Source organism: Streptomyces sp. NPDC058008 (assembly GCF_042886395.1).
Taxonomy (GTDB): domain Bacteria; phylum Actinomycetota; class Actinomycetes; order Streptomycetales; family Streptomycetaceae; genus Streptomyces.
On record NZ_JBHVQX010000009.1, the window covers coordinates 105,545 to 120,125 of the forward strand.

Annotated in this window: 8 protein-coding genes and 1 pseudogene; 3 read left to right on the forward strand and 6 right to left on the reverse strand. The window is 71.8% G+C overall.

Annotation, left to right across the window (positions count from 1 at the left end; translation table 11 throughout):
- Positions 1-182 precede the first annotated feature (182 nt).
- From ACFVS9_RS11565 to ACFVS9_RS11575, 3 genes are all read right to left on the reverse strand, one after another.
- Positions 183-1,865 carry a DEAD/DEAH box helicase gene (locus ACFVS9_RS11565; protein WP_389931584.1) on the reverse strand — a complete coding sequence of 561 codons (1,683 nt, stop codon included), beginning with the start codon at positions 1,863-1,865 and terminating at the stop codon, positions 183-185.
- A 197-nt stretch (positions 1,866-2,062) separates the two neighbouring features.
- A complete protein-coding gene (locus tag ACFVS9_RS11570) occupies positions 2,063-2,266 on the reverse strand; it encodes a cold-shock protein (protein ID WP_015607926.1) in 204 nt (67 codons plus the stop codon).
- A gap of 488 nt (positions 2,267-2,754) precedes the next feature.
- Positions 2,755-3,267 (reverse strand): pyridoxamine 5'-phosphate oxidase family protein, encoded by a 513-nt coding sequence (locus ACFVS9_RS11575; RefSeq protein WP_383118360.1) that lies wholly within the window; start codon positions 3,265-3,267, stop codon positions 2,755-2,757.
- A gap of 269 nt (positions 3,268-3,536) precedes the next feature.
- On the opposite strand from ACFVS9_RS11575, the gene ACFVS9_RS11580 reads away from it, so the two are divergent.
- Both ACFVS9_RS11580 and ACFVS9_RS11585 read left to right on the forward strand, forming a co-directional pair.
- Positions 3,537-4,451 carry a rhomboid family intramembrane serine protease gene (locus ACFVS9_RS11580; protein ID WP_383118359.1) on the forward strand — a complete coding sequence of 305 codons (915 nt, stop codon included), beginning with the start codon at positions 3,537-3,539 and terminating at the stop codon, positions 4,449-4,451.
- 53 nt (positions 4,452-4,504) lie between these two features.
- The gene (locus ACFVS9_RS11585; RefSeq protein WP_389931586.1) at positions 4,505-5,755 is read left to right on the forward strand and encodes an SLC13 family permease; all 1,251 of its coding nucleotides are present in this window, start codon (positions 4,505-4,507) and stop codon (positions 5,753-5,755) included.
- A 167-nt stretch (positions 5,756-5,922) separates the two neighbouring features.
- Here ACFVS9_RS11585 and ACFVS9_RS11590 read toward each other — a convergent pair whose 3' ends face one another.
- From ACFVS9_RS11590 to ACFVS9_RS11600, 3 genes are all read right to left on the reverse strand, one after another.
- Positions 5,923-7,383, reverse strand: coding sequence for a glutamate synthase subunit beta (locus ACFVS9_RS11590; protein ID WP_389931588.1), 1,461 nt, complete (start codon positions 7,381-7,383; stop codon positions 5,923-5,925).
- Positions 7,376-11,935 (reverse strand): glutamate synthase large subunit, encoded by a 4,560-nt coding sequence (gene gltB, locus ACFVS9_RS11595; RefSeq protein WP_389931590.1) that lies wholly within the window; start codon positions 11,933-11,935, stop codon positions 7,376-7,378. The genes ACFVS9_RS11590 and gltB overlap by 8 nt, the downstream gene beginning before the upstream one ends.
- A gap of 431 nt (positions 11,936-12,366) precedes the next feature.
- A complete protein-coding gene (locus tag ACFVS9_RS11600; RefSeq protein WP_383118355.1) occupies positions 12,367-13,098 on the reverse strand; it encodes a VIT1/CCC1 transporter family protein in 732 nt (243 codons plus the stop codon).
- A gap of 222 nt (positions 13,099-13,320) precedes the next feature.
- Here ACFVS9_RS11600 and ACFVS9_RS11605 point away from each other — a divergent pair.
- Positions 13,321-14,391: pseudogene (locus ACFVS9_RS11605) on the forward strand (ADP-ribosylglycohydrolase family protein); the annotation flags it as partial.
- Positions 14,392-14,581 lie beyond the last annotated feature (190 nt).

Consider the following 14,581-nt stretch of genomic DNA (forward strand, 5'->3'; position numbering starts at 1 on the left):
GTTTATATGTTCCACTTGGGGCGCTGTAACTGCTTGTTGGGGGTGGCGTTCTTCGCATTTTGCTGTGCTTTGCGGGGGGCGCGGGGGGGGGGGGGGCGGCCCCCCCGCCGCCGCACGGGTCCGGCGGCGGGGTGTGGGCGGGGGGGGTGGGGTTGGGGGGCCGCGCCCACCACGCCCTGATGTCACGCGGCCCGGCGGCCACGGCCGGGAGCGTTGCCGCGCCCCGTGCCGCCTGCCCGGCCGGCCCCGGCGCCACGGGCGGAACCGCCCGCGCCACCGGCTCCGCCGCGAGCCGCACCACCGGTGCCGGACCCGCCCCGCGCGCCGCCGCCCGCACCGCCACGGGCAGCGCCGGTGCCGCCCTGTGCGGCGCCCGAGCCGGAGCCCGTACCGCCGCGCCGGCCACGGCCACGGCTGCCCGAGCGGAAGGATCCGCCGGCCGCCTGGCCGGAGCCCTGGCTTCCGCCGCGGGTACGCGGCTTGGGCTGCGTCGGCTGCGGCACCTCGATGACGATCGCGACACCGGACGGCTCACGGGCACCCGTGATCCGGCTGAGCTCCTCGTCGCTGGACTTGATCCGGGTGGTGAGCGGGGCGATGCCCGCGTCCTGCATCAGCCGGGTCATGTCGCGCTTCTCCTCGGGCAGCACGAGCGTGACGACACTGCCCGACTCCCCGGCGCGCGCGGTGCGCCCGCCACGGTGGAGGTAGTCCTTGTGGTCGGTCGGCGGGTCCACGTTGACGACGAGGTCGAGATCGTCGATGTGGATGCCCCGGGCCGCCACGTTCGTCGCGACGAGCGCGGTGACCTGGCCGTTCTTGAACTGGTCCAGGGTGCGGTTGCGCTGCGGCTGGGAGCGGCCGCCGTGCAGGGCCGCGGCGCGCACGCCGCTGGCGAGGAGTCGCTTGGCGAAGCGGTCGGCGGAACGCTTGGTGTCCACGAACATGATCACCCGGCCGTCACGGGCGGCGATCCGGGTCGCGACGGCCTTCTTGTCCGTCTCGTCCGCCACGTGCAGCACGTGGTGCTCCATGGTGGTGACGGCACCGGCCGACGGGTCGACCGAGTGCACGACCGGGTCGGTGAGGAACATCTTCACCAGCCGGTCGATGTTCTTGTCGAGGGTCGCGGAGAACAGCATCCGCTGCCCGTCCGGCTCGACCTGCTTGAGCAGCGCGACGACCTGCGGCATGAAGCCCATGTCGGCCATCTGGTCGGCCTCGTCGAGGACGGTGATCGACACCTCGTCGAGCCGGCAGTCGCCGCGCTCGATGAGGTCCTTCAGCCGGCCGGGCGTGGCGACGAGCACCTCGGCGCCGCGGCGCAGTGCGCCGGACTGCCTGCTGATCGACATGCCGCCGACGACGGTGGCGACGCGCAGGTTCACGGAGGTCGCGTACGGGGTCAGGGCGTCGGTGACCTGCTGGGCGAGCTCGCGGGTGGGGACGAGCACGAGGGCCAGCGGGGCGTGCGGCTCGGAGCGGCGTCCGGCGGTACGGGCGAGGAGTGCCAGGCCGAAGGCCAGGGTCTTGCCCGAGCCGGTGCGGCCGCGGCCGAGGATGTCCCGGCCGGCCAGCGAGTTCGGCAGGGTGGCGCCCTGGATCGGGAAGGGGTCGGTGACGCCCTGCGCGGCGAGGGTCTTCAGCAGCGCGGCGGGCATGTCCAGCTCGGCGAACGCGTCGACGGCGGGCAGTGCGGGGGTCAGCGTCTCCGGCAGGGCGAACTCGCCGCCCTGGGCGGGCGCGGTCCTGCGGCGGGCCGGTGCCTTGCCGGACCCTCGGTTGTTCGACTGCGCCCGGTCCGCGCCGCGCCCCTTTATCGGGCGGCTGCGGGTCGGTCGGTCCTGGCGTTCGGAGCGGGTCATACGGAATTGCCCTCCTGGGGGATTCCTGGGATTACTGCCGACTGCTGCGGACTGCTTGATGTGCGCCCCAGGATGCAAGCACAGAGCAGATGCCCGGCGGAGAACCCGACCGGGAGAAACAACTGAGCGGAAACAGCACAAACCGGGGCCCGCACCTTCACGGTGCGGGCCCCGGCTGCGAGGTACGCGTCCGGCAATTAGGCCGGGACGATGTTCTCCGCCTGCGGGCCCTTCTGGCCCTGCGTGACGTCGAAGGAGACCTTCTGGCCCTCCTGGAGCTCACGGAAGCCCTGGGTGGCGATGTTGGAGTAGTGGGCGAAGACGTCGGCGCCGCCGCCGTCCTGCTCGATGAAGCCGAAGCCCTTTTCCGAGTTGAACCACTTCACGGTTCCAGTAGCCATGTCATTCTCCTAAAAGAGGTGCAGTGCCGGAAATCCGCACTTTACGGATTCCAAGTCGCCGCATTGAGCCCCATCCGGAGAAAGCCGGAAAACAATAAAGCGCCTGAGGAGGGTTCCCGTCAGGCGCACATAAAGTTCATGGGTACCAAAACTGCAACTCGGCAACCGTAGCACGTTCTGTCGGCGGGCGGCAGATCACTCCGCCCCGGCGCGCCGGGAAGTCCGCTGACCAGCGGGCTGCCGGGGACCGTTCACGGCGGGTTCGGTAATCGTTCCGTGGCGCTTGGCGCGCCGTTCTCCCGGAGGGCTGCGGCCTTCTCCGGGGGCGGGACCCCGCCGGCTCCGGGAAACGGCCGGGCCGGGTGCTTACGCGCGGGCGGCGGGTCCACCGGCCCGCCACCCTGGTCACTCCCCCGCTCCCCTCCCCCGTCGCCCCCGCCGGCCAGGCCACGCGGCGCCCCGCACCGCGTGGCCTGGGGGCCGGGCCGTCACGACTCCCGGACGGGGCTGTCGTCGGCCGCCCTGCGCAGGGTGCGCAGCGGCCGGCCGGGGCGCCAGACCTGTACGACGAGGTCGTCGCCGTCCAGCCCGGTACGGACCACCTCCGTCGGGTCGGCGCGGAAGAGGAGGAAGGGCTCGGGCGGGGCGACCTCCTCGGCGAACCGGGCCAGGACGGCGGGGTCGGTGATCTCCACCGCCCGCCCGGAGACACGGACGTCCCCGTCGGCCATCCCCGCGTCCGGACCCGGGTTGGCCTGGACGGCGAACCGCGGGTCGCGGCGCAGGTCCAGGGCCTTGCGGGAGTGCGGCATCATGCCGAACCACAGGGCGTCCATCCGGAACTCCGTCTCCAGACCGGTGACCCGGGGTGATCCGTCCGCGCGCAGCGTGGCGAGGACGTGGTGCTCGTACTGCCGGAACCGTCTCTCCACGGTCTCGGCGAAGGCGGGTTGTGCCGTGCGGAAGTCCTGCCACGTACCCGGTGTCGCGCTGGTCGTCATGGGGCCATCGAACAGCGGAATCAGGACATCCTCTGTCGTGATTCGCCGCGTGTTCACCGGATCGGACGCCGTCGTCGCGTGTCCCGCGTCCCGTGCGGGCGGGCGGTGGGGCGTCCGGTCGGGGGCGCGGCTTCCGCCCTGGTGGCCGCGGGAGTTCCGGGCGTACGCACCGCGCCACCCAGGTGTGCCGCCCCTCACCCTCGTTCGCTATCTTGAGCGCCGTCGCCCCGCGCGGCGCTCCTCCCCGTCCACGAATGAAGGAGCCGGCCATGGAGGCCGCCGCCACCACGTGTTACCGCCACCCGGCGTACGAGACCTATGTGCGCTGCACGCGCTGCGACCGGTACATCTGCCCCGACTGCATGCGTGAGGCGTCGGTCGGGCACCACTGCGTGGAGTGCGTGCGGGAGGGACAGCGCTCGGTGCGTCAGGCGCGCTCGCTGTTCGGCGGGGCGGTGCCGAGCGCGGCGACTCCGATCGTGACGTACGTGCTGATGGCGCTGAACATCCTCGCGTACGTCGTCGAGGTGGTGAGGTCCGAGACGGTGGACCGCTTCGGGATGCTCGGGGCGGTGCTGGTCGACCCGGCGGGCGGGCAGTACTACTACAAGGGCGAGACCTATCCGGGTTTCGAGCTGACCGGGGTGGCCGACGGGGAGTGGTACCGGCTGCTGACGGGTGCCTTCCTGCACCTGCCGCCCGACGCGTCGTTCGGCGTGATGCACCTGGTGTTCAACATGCTCGCGCTGTGGAACCTCGGCAGGGTCGTGGAGGGGCAGCTCGGCCGGGCACGGTACCTGGCGCTGTACCTGCTGTCCGCGGTGGGCGGTTCGGTGCTGGTGTACCTCGTCTCGCCGGAGACGACGGCGGTCGGCGCCTCGGGGGCGATCTTCGGTCTGGCGGCCTCGTTCTACGTCATCAACCGGCGTCTGGGCCGGGACATGCGGGCGGTCAACCGCTTCATGGCGGGATTCCTGCTGTGGATGGTCATCTCCGCCGCGTTCACCTCGTGGGAGGGGCACCTCGGCGGGCTGGTGACCGGCGGCCTGGTGACGTACGGGCTGGCGTACGCCCCGGCGAAGCTGCGGACGTCCGCGACGCAACTGGCCGGCGGGGTGGTCCTGGTGGCGCTGCTGGCCGTGGTGGTCGCGGTGCGCACGGCCTCCCTGACCGGGGCGGCCTGAGGCCCGAACTCGCCGGTCCCGGAGCTGAGTCCGCTTTCTGGGACCATCGTCCCATGGTGAGAGATTCCTCTGCTGCGTCGGGCTCCGGTGACGGCGGCCCCGGTGACCGGCCGCCTGGCGGGCTCCGGCGGCTGCACCCGCTCGACTGGCTGGCGGGCGTTCTGCTGGCCCTCGGGCTGCTCGCGGTGGCGACCGGGCTGCTGCCCTCGGAGCAGGCCTCGGAGGAGATGCGCCGTGTCGGGCCGCTGGTGGTGTTCCTGGGCACCGTGATCGTGATGGCCGAGCTGACTGGCCGGGCCCAGGTCTTCGACGTGGTGTCGGCCTGGGTGGCGCGGGCGGGACGGGGCCGGTACCCGTTGCTCTTCGGGCTGTGCGTGCTGTTCGCCTCGCTCACCACGATCACGCTGAACCTGGACACCACGGCGGTGCTGCTGACCCCGGTCATGCTGGCGCTGGCCGCCCGGGTGGGGATCGCGGCGGTGCCTCTGGCCATGACGACGGTCTGGCTCGCCAACACCGCGAGTCTGCTGCTGCCGGTGTCGAACCTGACGAATCTGCTGGCCGCGGACCGGGTGGCGCTCTCCCCGTCCGGTCTCGCCGCGGTGATGTGGCTGCCGCAGCTGGCGTCGATCGCCGTGACGGCGTCGTGCCTGTGGGTCTTCTACTGGCGGCGTGGCAGGCGGGGCGCGGACCGGTACGCGCCACCCGGTCCCACGGTGGCCCGGGATCCGGTCCTGCTGCGGATCTGCTCGGTGGCCTGCGCGGGCTTCCTGCTGGCGATCCTGGTCGCGGACGTGCCGCTCTGGTCGGCGTCGCTGACCGCGATGGTGGTCGTCGTGGCGGCGTTCGCCGTACGGCGCAGGCAGGAGCTGCGGCTGTCCCTGGTGCCGTGGCGGCTGCTGGTGCTGGTACCGGGGATGTTTCTCGTGGTGGGGACCGTCGACGCGCACGGCCTGCACGGGCTGCTGGCGTCGGCGCTCGGCTCGGACAACGGTTTCGTGGGGATGCTGCGGTCGGCCGCGGTCGGCGCGGGGCTGTCGAACGTCCTGAACAACCTGCCGGCCTACCTGGCGGGCGAGGCGGTCATCCCGGTGGGGAACCACGAGCAGCTGCTGGCCCTGCTGGTCGGCGTGAACGTGGGGTCGCTCGTCACCCCGTGGGCGTCCCTGGCGACGCTGCTGTGGTTCGAGCGGTGCCGCTGGCACGGTACGCGGATCGACATGGGCCGGTTCCTGGGCACGGGGCTGGTGCTCGCGGTGACGGGCACGCTGGCCGCCGTGTCCGCGCTGGCCCTGGTCGGCTGACCCCGGAGTGCGCGGCGCGGCTGCCCGGGGAGAGCGGCGCGGGCAGCGGCGGGTGCCGTCGCCGCCCGGTCCCGGACACGCCGCGGCGCCCGCCCTTGTCCGGTCGGGGACGGGCGGGCGCCGTGTTCAGTTCCGTACGCCGTTGTACGGGACGTCTCTGGGCGTGATCAGACCGTCAGGGAACGGTCCGTCGGGCGGATCGGGGCGTGCAGGGCACTGATCCCGGTCAGGAAGCGGTCCACACCGCGCGCCGCGGAGCGGCCCTCGGCGATGGCCCACACGATGAGGGACTGGCCGCGGCCCGCGTCACCGGCGACGTAGACGCCGCCGACGTTGGTCGCGTAGTCGTCGTCGCGCGCGATGTTGCCGCGCTCGTCGAGTTCGAGGCCGAACTGCTGGACGAGGCCGTTGGCCTGGTCGGTGCCGGTGAAGCCCATGGCCAGGGTGACGAGCTGGGCCGGGATGACCCGCTCGGTGCCGGCCTTCTGCTCCAGCTTGCCGTCCTTGAACTCCACCTCGATCAGGTGCAGGGACTGGACGTTGCCGTCCTCGTCGCCCTCGAAGTGGGTGGTGGAGACGGAGTAGATCCGCTCACCGCCCTCCTCGTGCGCGGAGGTCACCTTGTAGAGCATGGGGAACGTCGGCCAGGGCTGACCGGCGTTACGCTCCGCGCCCGGCTGCGGCATGATCTCCAGCTGGGTGACGGAGGCCGCGCCCTGGCGGTGGGCGGTACCGACGCAGTCGGCGCCGGTGTCGCCGCCGCCGATGACGACGACGTGCTTGCCCTCGGCGGTGATCGGGGAGACCGTGAGGTCGCCCTCCTGCACCTTGTTGGCGAGCGGGAGGTACTCCATCGCGAAGTGCACGCCGTTCAGCTCGCGGCCGGGGACGGGCAGGTCGCGGGAGACGGTGGCACCGGCCGCGATGACGACGGCGTCGTAGCGGCGGCGGAGCTTGGCGGCGTCGATGTCCTTGCCGATCTCCACCTCCGTACGGAACTTGGTGCCTTCCGCGCGCATCTGCTCGATGCGGCGGTTGATGTGCGACTTCTCCATCTTGAACTCGGGGATGCCGTAGCGGAGGAGTCCTCCGATGCGGTCCGCGCGCTCGAAGACGGCGACCGTGTGGCCGGCGCGGGTCAGCTGCTGGGCGGCGGCGAGACCCGCCGGGCCGGAGCCGATGACGGCGACGGTCTTGCCGGAGAGGCGCTCGGGCGGCTGCGGGGTGACGTCGCCGCTGTCCCACGCCTTGTCGATGATGCTGACTTCGACGTTCTTGATGGTGACGGCGGGCTGGTTGATGCCGAGGACACACGCCGACTCGCACGGGGCGGGGCACAGGCGGCCCGTGAACTCCGGGAAGTTGTTCGTGGCGTGCAGCCGCTCGGACGCCGCCGACCAGTCCTCGCGGTAGGCGTAGTCGTTCCACTCGGGGATGAGGTTTCCGAGCGGACAGCCGTTGTGGCAGAACGGGATGCCGCAGTCCATGCAGCGGCCGGCCTGCTTGCTGATGATCGGGAGCAGCGATCCCGGAACGTAGACCTCGTTCCAGTCCTTCACGCGCTCGCCGACGGGGCGGGTCTGGGCGACCTCGCGTCCGGTGGTCAGGAAGCCCTTGGGGTCAGCCATTGGTCGCCGCCTCCATCATCTTCTCGGTGGTCTCCTGCTCGGAGAGACCGGCGAGCTCAGCGGCGTCCTTGGCGGCGAGCACTGCCTTGTAGGTGGACGGGATGATCTTGCTGAAGCGGGCGGCCGCGGAGTCCCAGTCGGCCAGCAGCTTCCCGGCGACCGTGGAGCCGGTCTCCTCCTGGTGGCGGCGCACGACGTCGTGCAGCCACTGCCGGTCGGTGTCGTCGAGTGCCTCGACGGCGCCGAGGTTGCCGGTGTTGACGTTGTCGAGGTCGAGGTCGACGACGTAGGCGATACCGCCGGACATGCCCGCGGCGAAGTTGCGGCCGGTCTCGCCGAGGACGACCGCGTGGCCGCCGGTCATGTACTCGCAGCCGTGGTCGCCCACGCCTTCGGAGACGACCGTGGCACCGGAGTTGCGGACGCAGAAGCGCTCGCCGGTGCGGCCGCGGAGGAACAGCTCGCCGCCGGTCGCGCCGTAGCCGATGGTGTTGCCGGCGATGGTGGAGTACTCGGCGAGGTGGTCGGCGCCGCGGTCCGGTCGGACGATGACACGGCCGCCGGAGAGGCCCTTGCCGACGTAGTCGTTGGCGTCGCCCTCCAGGCGCAGCGTCACACCGCGCGGCACGAAGGCGCCGAAGGACTGGCCGGCGGACCCGGTGAAGGTGATGTCGATGGTGTCGTCGGGCAGGCCCGCACCGCCGAACTTCCTGGTCACCTCGTGGCCGAGCATGGTGCCGACCGTGCGGTTGATGTTGCGGATCGCGATCTGGGCCCGGACGGGCTGGGCGGCCTCGGCGCTGTCGGCGCCGAGGGCGTCGGCGGCGAGCTTGATCAGCTCGTTGTCGAGGGCCTTGGCCAGTCCGTGGTCCTGCTCGTTGACGCGGTGGCGCGCGGCGCCCTCGGGCAGCTCCGGCACGTAGAAGAGCGGGGCGAGGTCGAGGCCCTGGGCCTTCCAGTGGGTGACGGCCCGCTCGGTGTCGAGGAGTTCGGCGTGGCCGACGGCCTCCTCGATGGTGCGGAAGCCGAGCTCGGCGAGGATCTCGCGGACCTCTTCGGCGATGAACTCGAAGAAGTTGACGATGTACTCGGCCTTGCCGGAGAACCGCTCGCGCAGGACGGGGTTCTGCGTGGCGATACCGACCGGGCAGGTGTCGAGGTGGCAGACGCGCATCATGACGCAGCCGGAGACGACGAGCGGCGCGGTCGCGAAACCGAACTCCTCGGCGCCCAGCAGCGCGGCGATGACGACGTCGCGGCCGGTCTTGAGCTGGCCGTCGGTCTGGACGACGATGCGGTCGCGCAGGCCGTTGAGCAGCAGGGTCTGCTGGGTCTCGGCGAGGCCGAGCTCCCAGGGGCCGCCCGCGTGCTTGAGGGAGGTGAGCGGCGAGGCGCCCGTGCCGCCGTCGTGGCCGGAGATGAGGACGACGTCCGCGTGGGCCTTGGAGACTCCCGCCGCGACCGTTCCGACGCCCACCTCGGAGACCAGCTTCACGTGGACGCGGGCCGCCGGGTTGGCGTTCTTGAGGTCGTGGATCAGCTGGGCCAGATCCTCGATGGAGTAGATGTCGTGGTGCGGCGGGGGCGAGATCAGGCCGACGCCCGGGGTGGAGTGCCGGGTCCTGGCGACCCACGGGTAGACCTTGTGGCCGGGCAGCTGGCCGCCCTCGCCGGGCTTGGCGCCCTGCGCCATCTTGATCTGGATGTCGTCCGCGTTGACCAGGTACTCGCTGGTGACACCGAAGCGGCCGGAGGCGACCTGCTTGATGGACGAGCGGCGCACCGGGTCGTAGAGCCGCTCGGCGTCCTCGCCGCCCTCACCGGTGTTGGACTTGCCGCCCAGCTGGTTCATGGCGACGGCGAGCGTCTCGTGCGCCTCCTGGGAGATGGAGCCGTACGACATGGCGCCGGTGGAGAAGCGCTTGACGATGTCGGCGGCGGACTCGACTTCGTCGATGGAGATCGGCTCGCGGCCGCTCCTGAAGCCGAACAGGCCGCGGAGCGTCATGAGGCGCTCGGACTGCTCGTTGACCCGGCCGGTGTACTTCTTGAAGATGTCGTACCGGCGGTTGCGGGTGGCGTGCTGGAGGCGGAAGACCGTCTCCGGGTCGAACAGGTGCGGCTCGCCCTCGCGGCGCCACTGGTACTCGCCGCCGATCTCCAGCGCGCGGTGCGAGGCGGAGATCCCGGAGGCGGGGTACGCCTTGGTGTGCCGGGCGGCGACCTCCTTGGCGACGACGTCGAGTCCGGCGCCGCCGATCTTGGTGGCGGTGCCGTTGAAGTACTGGGCGACGAAGGCCTCGTCGAGGCCGACGGCCTCGAAGACCTGGGCGCCCCGGTAGGAGGCGACGGTCGAGATGCCCATCTTCGACATGACCTTCAGGACGCCCTTGCCCAGGGCGTAGATCAGGTTGCGGATGGCCAGCTCGGGCTCGATGCCGTCGATGAACGTACCGGCGCGGACGAGGTCCTCGACGGACTCCATCGCGAGGTAGGGGTTGACGGCCGCGGCGCCGTAGCCGATGAGCAGGGCGACGTGGTGGACCTCGCGGACGTCTCCGGCCTCGACCAGCAGGCCCACCTGGGTGCGCTGCTTGGTGCGGATGAGGTGGTGGTGGACGGCCGAGGTGAGCAGCAGCGAAGGAATCGGCGCGTGCTCGGCGTCGGAGTGCCGGTCGGACAGGACGATGAGGCGGGCGCCGTCCTCTATGGCGGCGTCGACCTCGTTGGTGATCTGCTCGATCCGGGCGGCGAGGGCGTCGCCGCCGCCGCTGACGCGGTACAGGCCGGACAGGGTGGCGGCCGACATGCCCGGCATGTCGCCGTCGGCGTTGATGTGTATGAGCTTGGCCAGCTCGTCGTTGTCGATCACCGGGAAGGGCAGCGTGACGCTGCGGCACGCGGCGGCGGTCGGCTCCAGGAGGTTGCCCGCGGGGCCGAGCGTGGAGCGCAGCGAGGTGACGAGCTCCTCACGGATGGCGTCCAGCGGCGGGTTGGTGACCTGGGCGAACAGCTGGGTGAAGTAGTCGAAGAGCAGCCGGGGGCGCTCGGAGAGCGCGGCGATCGGCGAGTCGGTGCCCATGGAGCCGAGGGGCTCACCGGCGGTGCGGGCCATCGGGGCGAGGAGGACGCGGAGCTCTTCCTCGGTGTAGCCGAAGGTCTGCTGGCGGCGGGTGACCGAGGCGTGGGTGTGGACGATGTGCTCGCGCTCGGGGAGGTCCTCGAGCTCGATCTCGCCGGTCTCGAGCCACTCCTCGTACGGCTTCTCGGCGGCCAGGGACGCCTTGATCTCGTCGTCCTCGATGATGCGGTGCTCGGCGGTGTCCACGAGGAACATCCGTCCGGGCTGGAGGCGGCCCTTGCGGACGACCTTGGCCGGGTCGATGTCCAGGACGCCGACCTCGGAGGAGAGGACGACGAGGCCGTCGTCGGTGACCCAGTAGCGGCCGGGGCGCAGGCCGTTGCGGTCGAGGACCGCGCCGACCTGGACACCGTCGGTGAAGGTGACGCAGGCCGGGCCGTCCCAGGGCTCCATCATCGTGGCGTGGTACTGGTAGAACGCGCGGCGGGCCGGGTCCATGGACGCGTGGTTCTCCCACGCCTCGGGGACCATCATCAGCACCGAGTGCGGCAGCGAGCGGCCGCCGAGGTGGAGCAGCTCCAGGACCTCGTCGAAGGAGGCGGAGTCGGAGGCGTCCGGGGTGCAGACGGGGAAGATGCGGTCGAGCTGCGCGTCGCCGAAGAGGCCGGAGGCGAGCTGGGACTCGCGGGCCTTCATCCAGTTGCGGTTGCCCTTGACCGTGTTGATCTCGCCGTTGTGCGCGACGAAGCGGTACGGGTGGGCGAGCGGCCAGCTGGGGAAGGTGTTGGTGGAGAAGCGGGAGTGGACCAGCGCGACGGCGGTGGCGAAGCGGTGGTCGGAGAGGTCCGGGAAGAACGGCTCCAGCTGCCCGGTGGTGAGCATGCCCTTGTAGACGATCGTGCGTGCGGAGAGCGAGGGGAAGTACACCCCGGCCTCGCGCTCGGAGCGCTTGCGCAGGACGAAGGCCTTGCGGTCCAGCGCGATACCGGCGCTGGATCCGTCGGCGACGATCAGCTGGCGGAATTCCGGCATGACGGCGCGGGCGCCGTTGCCGAGGATGTCCGGGGTGACCGGGACCTGGCGCCAGCCGAGGACGTCGAGGCCCTCCTCGGCGGCGATCTTCTCGATCTGCTTGACGGAGTCGGTGGAGTTCTCCGCGGGCAGGAAGGCGATGCCGACGGCGTAGGAGCCGGCCTCGGGGAGCTCGAACCCGGCTTCTTCGCGGAGGAAGGCGTCCGGGACCTGGAGGAGGATGCCGGCGCCGTCACCCGAGTCGGGCTCGGATCCTGTGGCGCCGCGGTGTTCGAGGTTGCGCAGTACGGTCAGCGCCTGCTCGACCAGCTCATGGCTGGCCACACCGGTCAGAGTGGCCACGAACCCGACGCCGCAGGCGTCGTGCTCGTTACGGGGGTCGTACATTCCCTGCTGGACAGGGCGACCGTCCATGGGCGACCAGGCGTCGGAACGCATCGGCTCTCCCGTCGTCGTCGTGGCATGTGCTGTGCCGAGGGACGACGTTGGCCCTCTGCGAAATTTCGTGCAGGTTACATGATGGAACGCTTCTCAAAAAGCGGAAAGGCTGTTCCAACATGCGGACACCACGGAGCCGTGGTGGCGGGGGTCCTGAGCGGACGGTACGGAGGTCCACCGTCCGGGAGACCGCAGAGAGCAGGCGTCGTTGCCTGCGGTGTCTACGGCTCTTTCCCAGCGGTCACAGAATTGAAACCGCCGAGTAATGGCTACTTATGTGTAGCGCTGTATAGCGTCTCACTTTAGGGCCGGGTCGCCCCATCCGCCCAGAGCCGTGCGCCACGACGTACGTCACACGGCCCGGACGCCGCGGGGCGGCCCCGGGTCGTCCCCCTGCCCGGCGGGGACCCGACGGAAACCTGTTCGAGGGGTCAGCCCGCGGCCACGCCGAACAGGGTGCCCAGGCCGTAGGTGATCGCGGCGGCGGCACCGCCGAGCACGAGCTGGCGCAGTCCGCTGAACCACCAGGTGCGTGCCGTCACCCGGGCCACCACCGCGCCGCAGCCGAACAGGCCGGCCAGGGCGAGGAGCACCGCGGGCCACAGCCGGTCGGCGCCGAGCAGGTAGGGCAGGACGGGCAGCAGGGCACCCAGCGCGAAGGCGCCGAAGGAGGACACGGCGGCGACGAGCGGCGAGGGCAGGTCACCCGGGTCGATGCCCAGCTCCTCGCGGGCGTGTATTTCGAGCGCCTGCTCCGGGTCCTCGGACAGCTGCCGCGCGACTTCCCGGGCGAGCGCGGGCTCGACCCCTCGGGACTCGTAGAGCGCGGCGAGTTCCCGCATCTCGTCCTTAGGATGTTTGCGCAGCTCACGACGCTCGACCGCCAGCTCGGCCTCGACGAGCTCGCGCTGCGAGGCGACGGAGGTGTACTCCCCCGCGGCCATCGAGAACGCACCGGCGGCGAGCCCCGCGAGGCCGGTGATGACGATGGTCTGCTGGGAGACCGCCCCTCCGGCGACGCCCGTCATCAGAGCGAGGTTGGAGACGAGACCGTCCATCGCGCCGAACACCGCGGGCCGCAGCCAGCCGCCGTTGACGTCGCGGTGGGTGTGGTTGTCCCGGTGCGCCTCGTGCAGTACGGCGTCGGTCTCGATGATGGACACAGCTCTCCCCTTTTTCCCGGGAGCGGACCCCATGGGCTCCTCCGCTCCGCACCGTCGAAAGTACGCACGAAAAACGCCTCCCGCCAGCAAGGAAGGCCGAACTTACCTACCGCGCGGACCTCACTCGCGTGGTTGATTTGCACGAAATGCACGCCTCTCTTCGCCGTGAGTGGGCACACCTCGCATATCCGGTTCTCACGGGTGCGAGCGAAGGGCGGCACGATGGAGCTCATGGCGGAGGGTCCGGGCCCCGGCACGGGCGACCGGGCCCGGGGGGCGTTGCTGGGACTCGCGGTGGGGGACGCGCTCGGCGCTCCGGCGGAGAACATGCGCCCGTCCGAGATCCGCCGCCGGTGGGGCCGCATCGAGGGCTTCGTCAGCGACGATCCGGCCGGGACCGATGACACGGAGTACGCGATCTTTTCGGGGCTGCTGCTGGCCAGGCACGGTTCGGCGCTGACCGTCTCGCATGTCGAGCGGGCGTGGCACCACTGGATCGCCGATCTGGACGAGGGGCCGTTCCGGGGTGCCGGATTCAGCGAGCGCGGCACGCTGGAGAACCTGCGGCGCGGTCTGGCCGCCCCGATCTCGGCCCAGCACCGGCACGCCTGGAGCGACGGTCTCGCGATGCGGGCGGCGCCGTTCGGGGTGTTCGCGGCGGGACGCCCGGCCGAGGCCGCCCGCCTGGTCGCGGTGGACGGGCGGGTCAGCCACGAGGGGGAGGGCATCTACGGCGGGCAGGCGGTGGCGGCGGGGGTGGCGGCGGCGATGGTGGGGGCGGGGCTCGCGTCCGTGATCGCCGCCGCCCTCTCGGTCGTGCCGATGGACTCCTGGACCGCGCGCTCCCTGCGCCGCGCGGTCACGGCGGCGCAGCGCTCGTATCCGGACCGGCTGACCGGGGAACGCGCGGTGCGCTCCGCGGTCGTGATCGGCGGCTATCCGTGGACGGACCTGGCGCCGGAGGCGGTGGGGCTGGCCTTCGGCGCCTTCACCGCGGCGCGCGGTGACTTCCGTACGGCGGTGCTCACGGCCGTGAACATGGGCCGCGACGCCGACACGACGGCCGCCGTGGCGGGCGCGCTGGCGGGCGCCCTGCACGGGGCGTCGGCGATCCCCGGGGACTGGGCGGAGGCGATCGGCCCGGTGCGGGGCAGCTGCCTGCCGTCGATGCGGGGGTACCACGTACTGGACATCGCGGAGCTGCTGATCCCGGACGACGGGGAGGACCGGGCGGGGGCGCCTCCCGCCCCGGACCGGGAGCCCGCCGCCGCGGCGCACGGGGAGCCCGCAAGGCCCGCGGCCCCACCGCACCCGGAGCCCCTCGCCGGGCCGCCCCCGGGGCGCGCGGTCGCACTCCACCGGCAGCCCGTCGCCCCACCCGTTCCGCCACGGCACGGAGCGCCGGGCGGAGCACCGTCGTCCGCCTCCGTGCCGTCCGGGGGCGCGCGGCCCGCCCCCGCCGCGTCCGCCGTCACGTCACTCA

What these genes read in the sequence shown, in the direction of transcription:
- ACFVS9_RS11565 (WP_389931584.1), bottom strand. Translation starts at nt 1,865, where the DNA reads ATGACCCGCTCCGAACGCCAGGACCGACCGACCCGCAGCCGCCCGATA.
- ACFVS9_RS11570 (WP_015607926.1), bottom strand. Translation starts at nt 2,266, where the DNA reads ATGGCTACTGGAACCGTGAAGTGGTTCAACTCGGAAAAGGGCTTCGGC.
- ACFVS9_RS11575 (WP_383118360.1), bottom strand. Translation starts at nt 3,267, where the DNA reads ATGACGACCAGCGCGACACCGGGTACGTGGCAGGACTTCCGCACGGCA.
- ACFVS9_RS11580 (WP_383118359.1), top strand. Translation starts at nt 3,537, where the DNA reads ATGGAGGCCGCCGCCACCACGTGTTACCGCCACCCGGCGTACGAGACC.
- ACFVS9_RS11585 (WP_389931586.1), top strand. Translation starts at nt 4,505, where the DNA reads ATGGTGAGAGATTCCTCTGCTGCGTCGGGCTCCGGTGACGGCGGCCCC.
- ACFVS9_RS11590 (WP_389931588.1), bottom strand. Translation starts at nt 7,383, where the DNA reads ATGGCTGACCCCAAGGGCTTCCTGACCACCGGACGCGAGGTCGCCCAG.
- gltB (WP_389931590.1), bottom strand. Translation starts at nt 11,935, where the DNA reads ATGCGTTCCGACGCCTGGTCGCCCATGGACGGTCGCCCTGTCCAGCAG.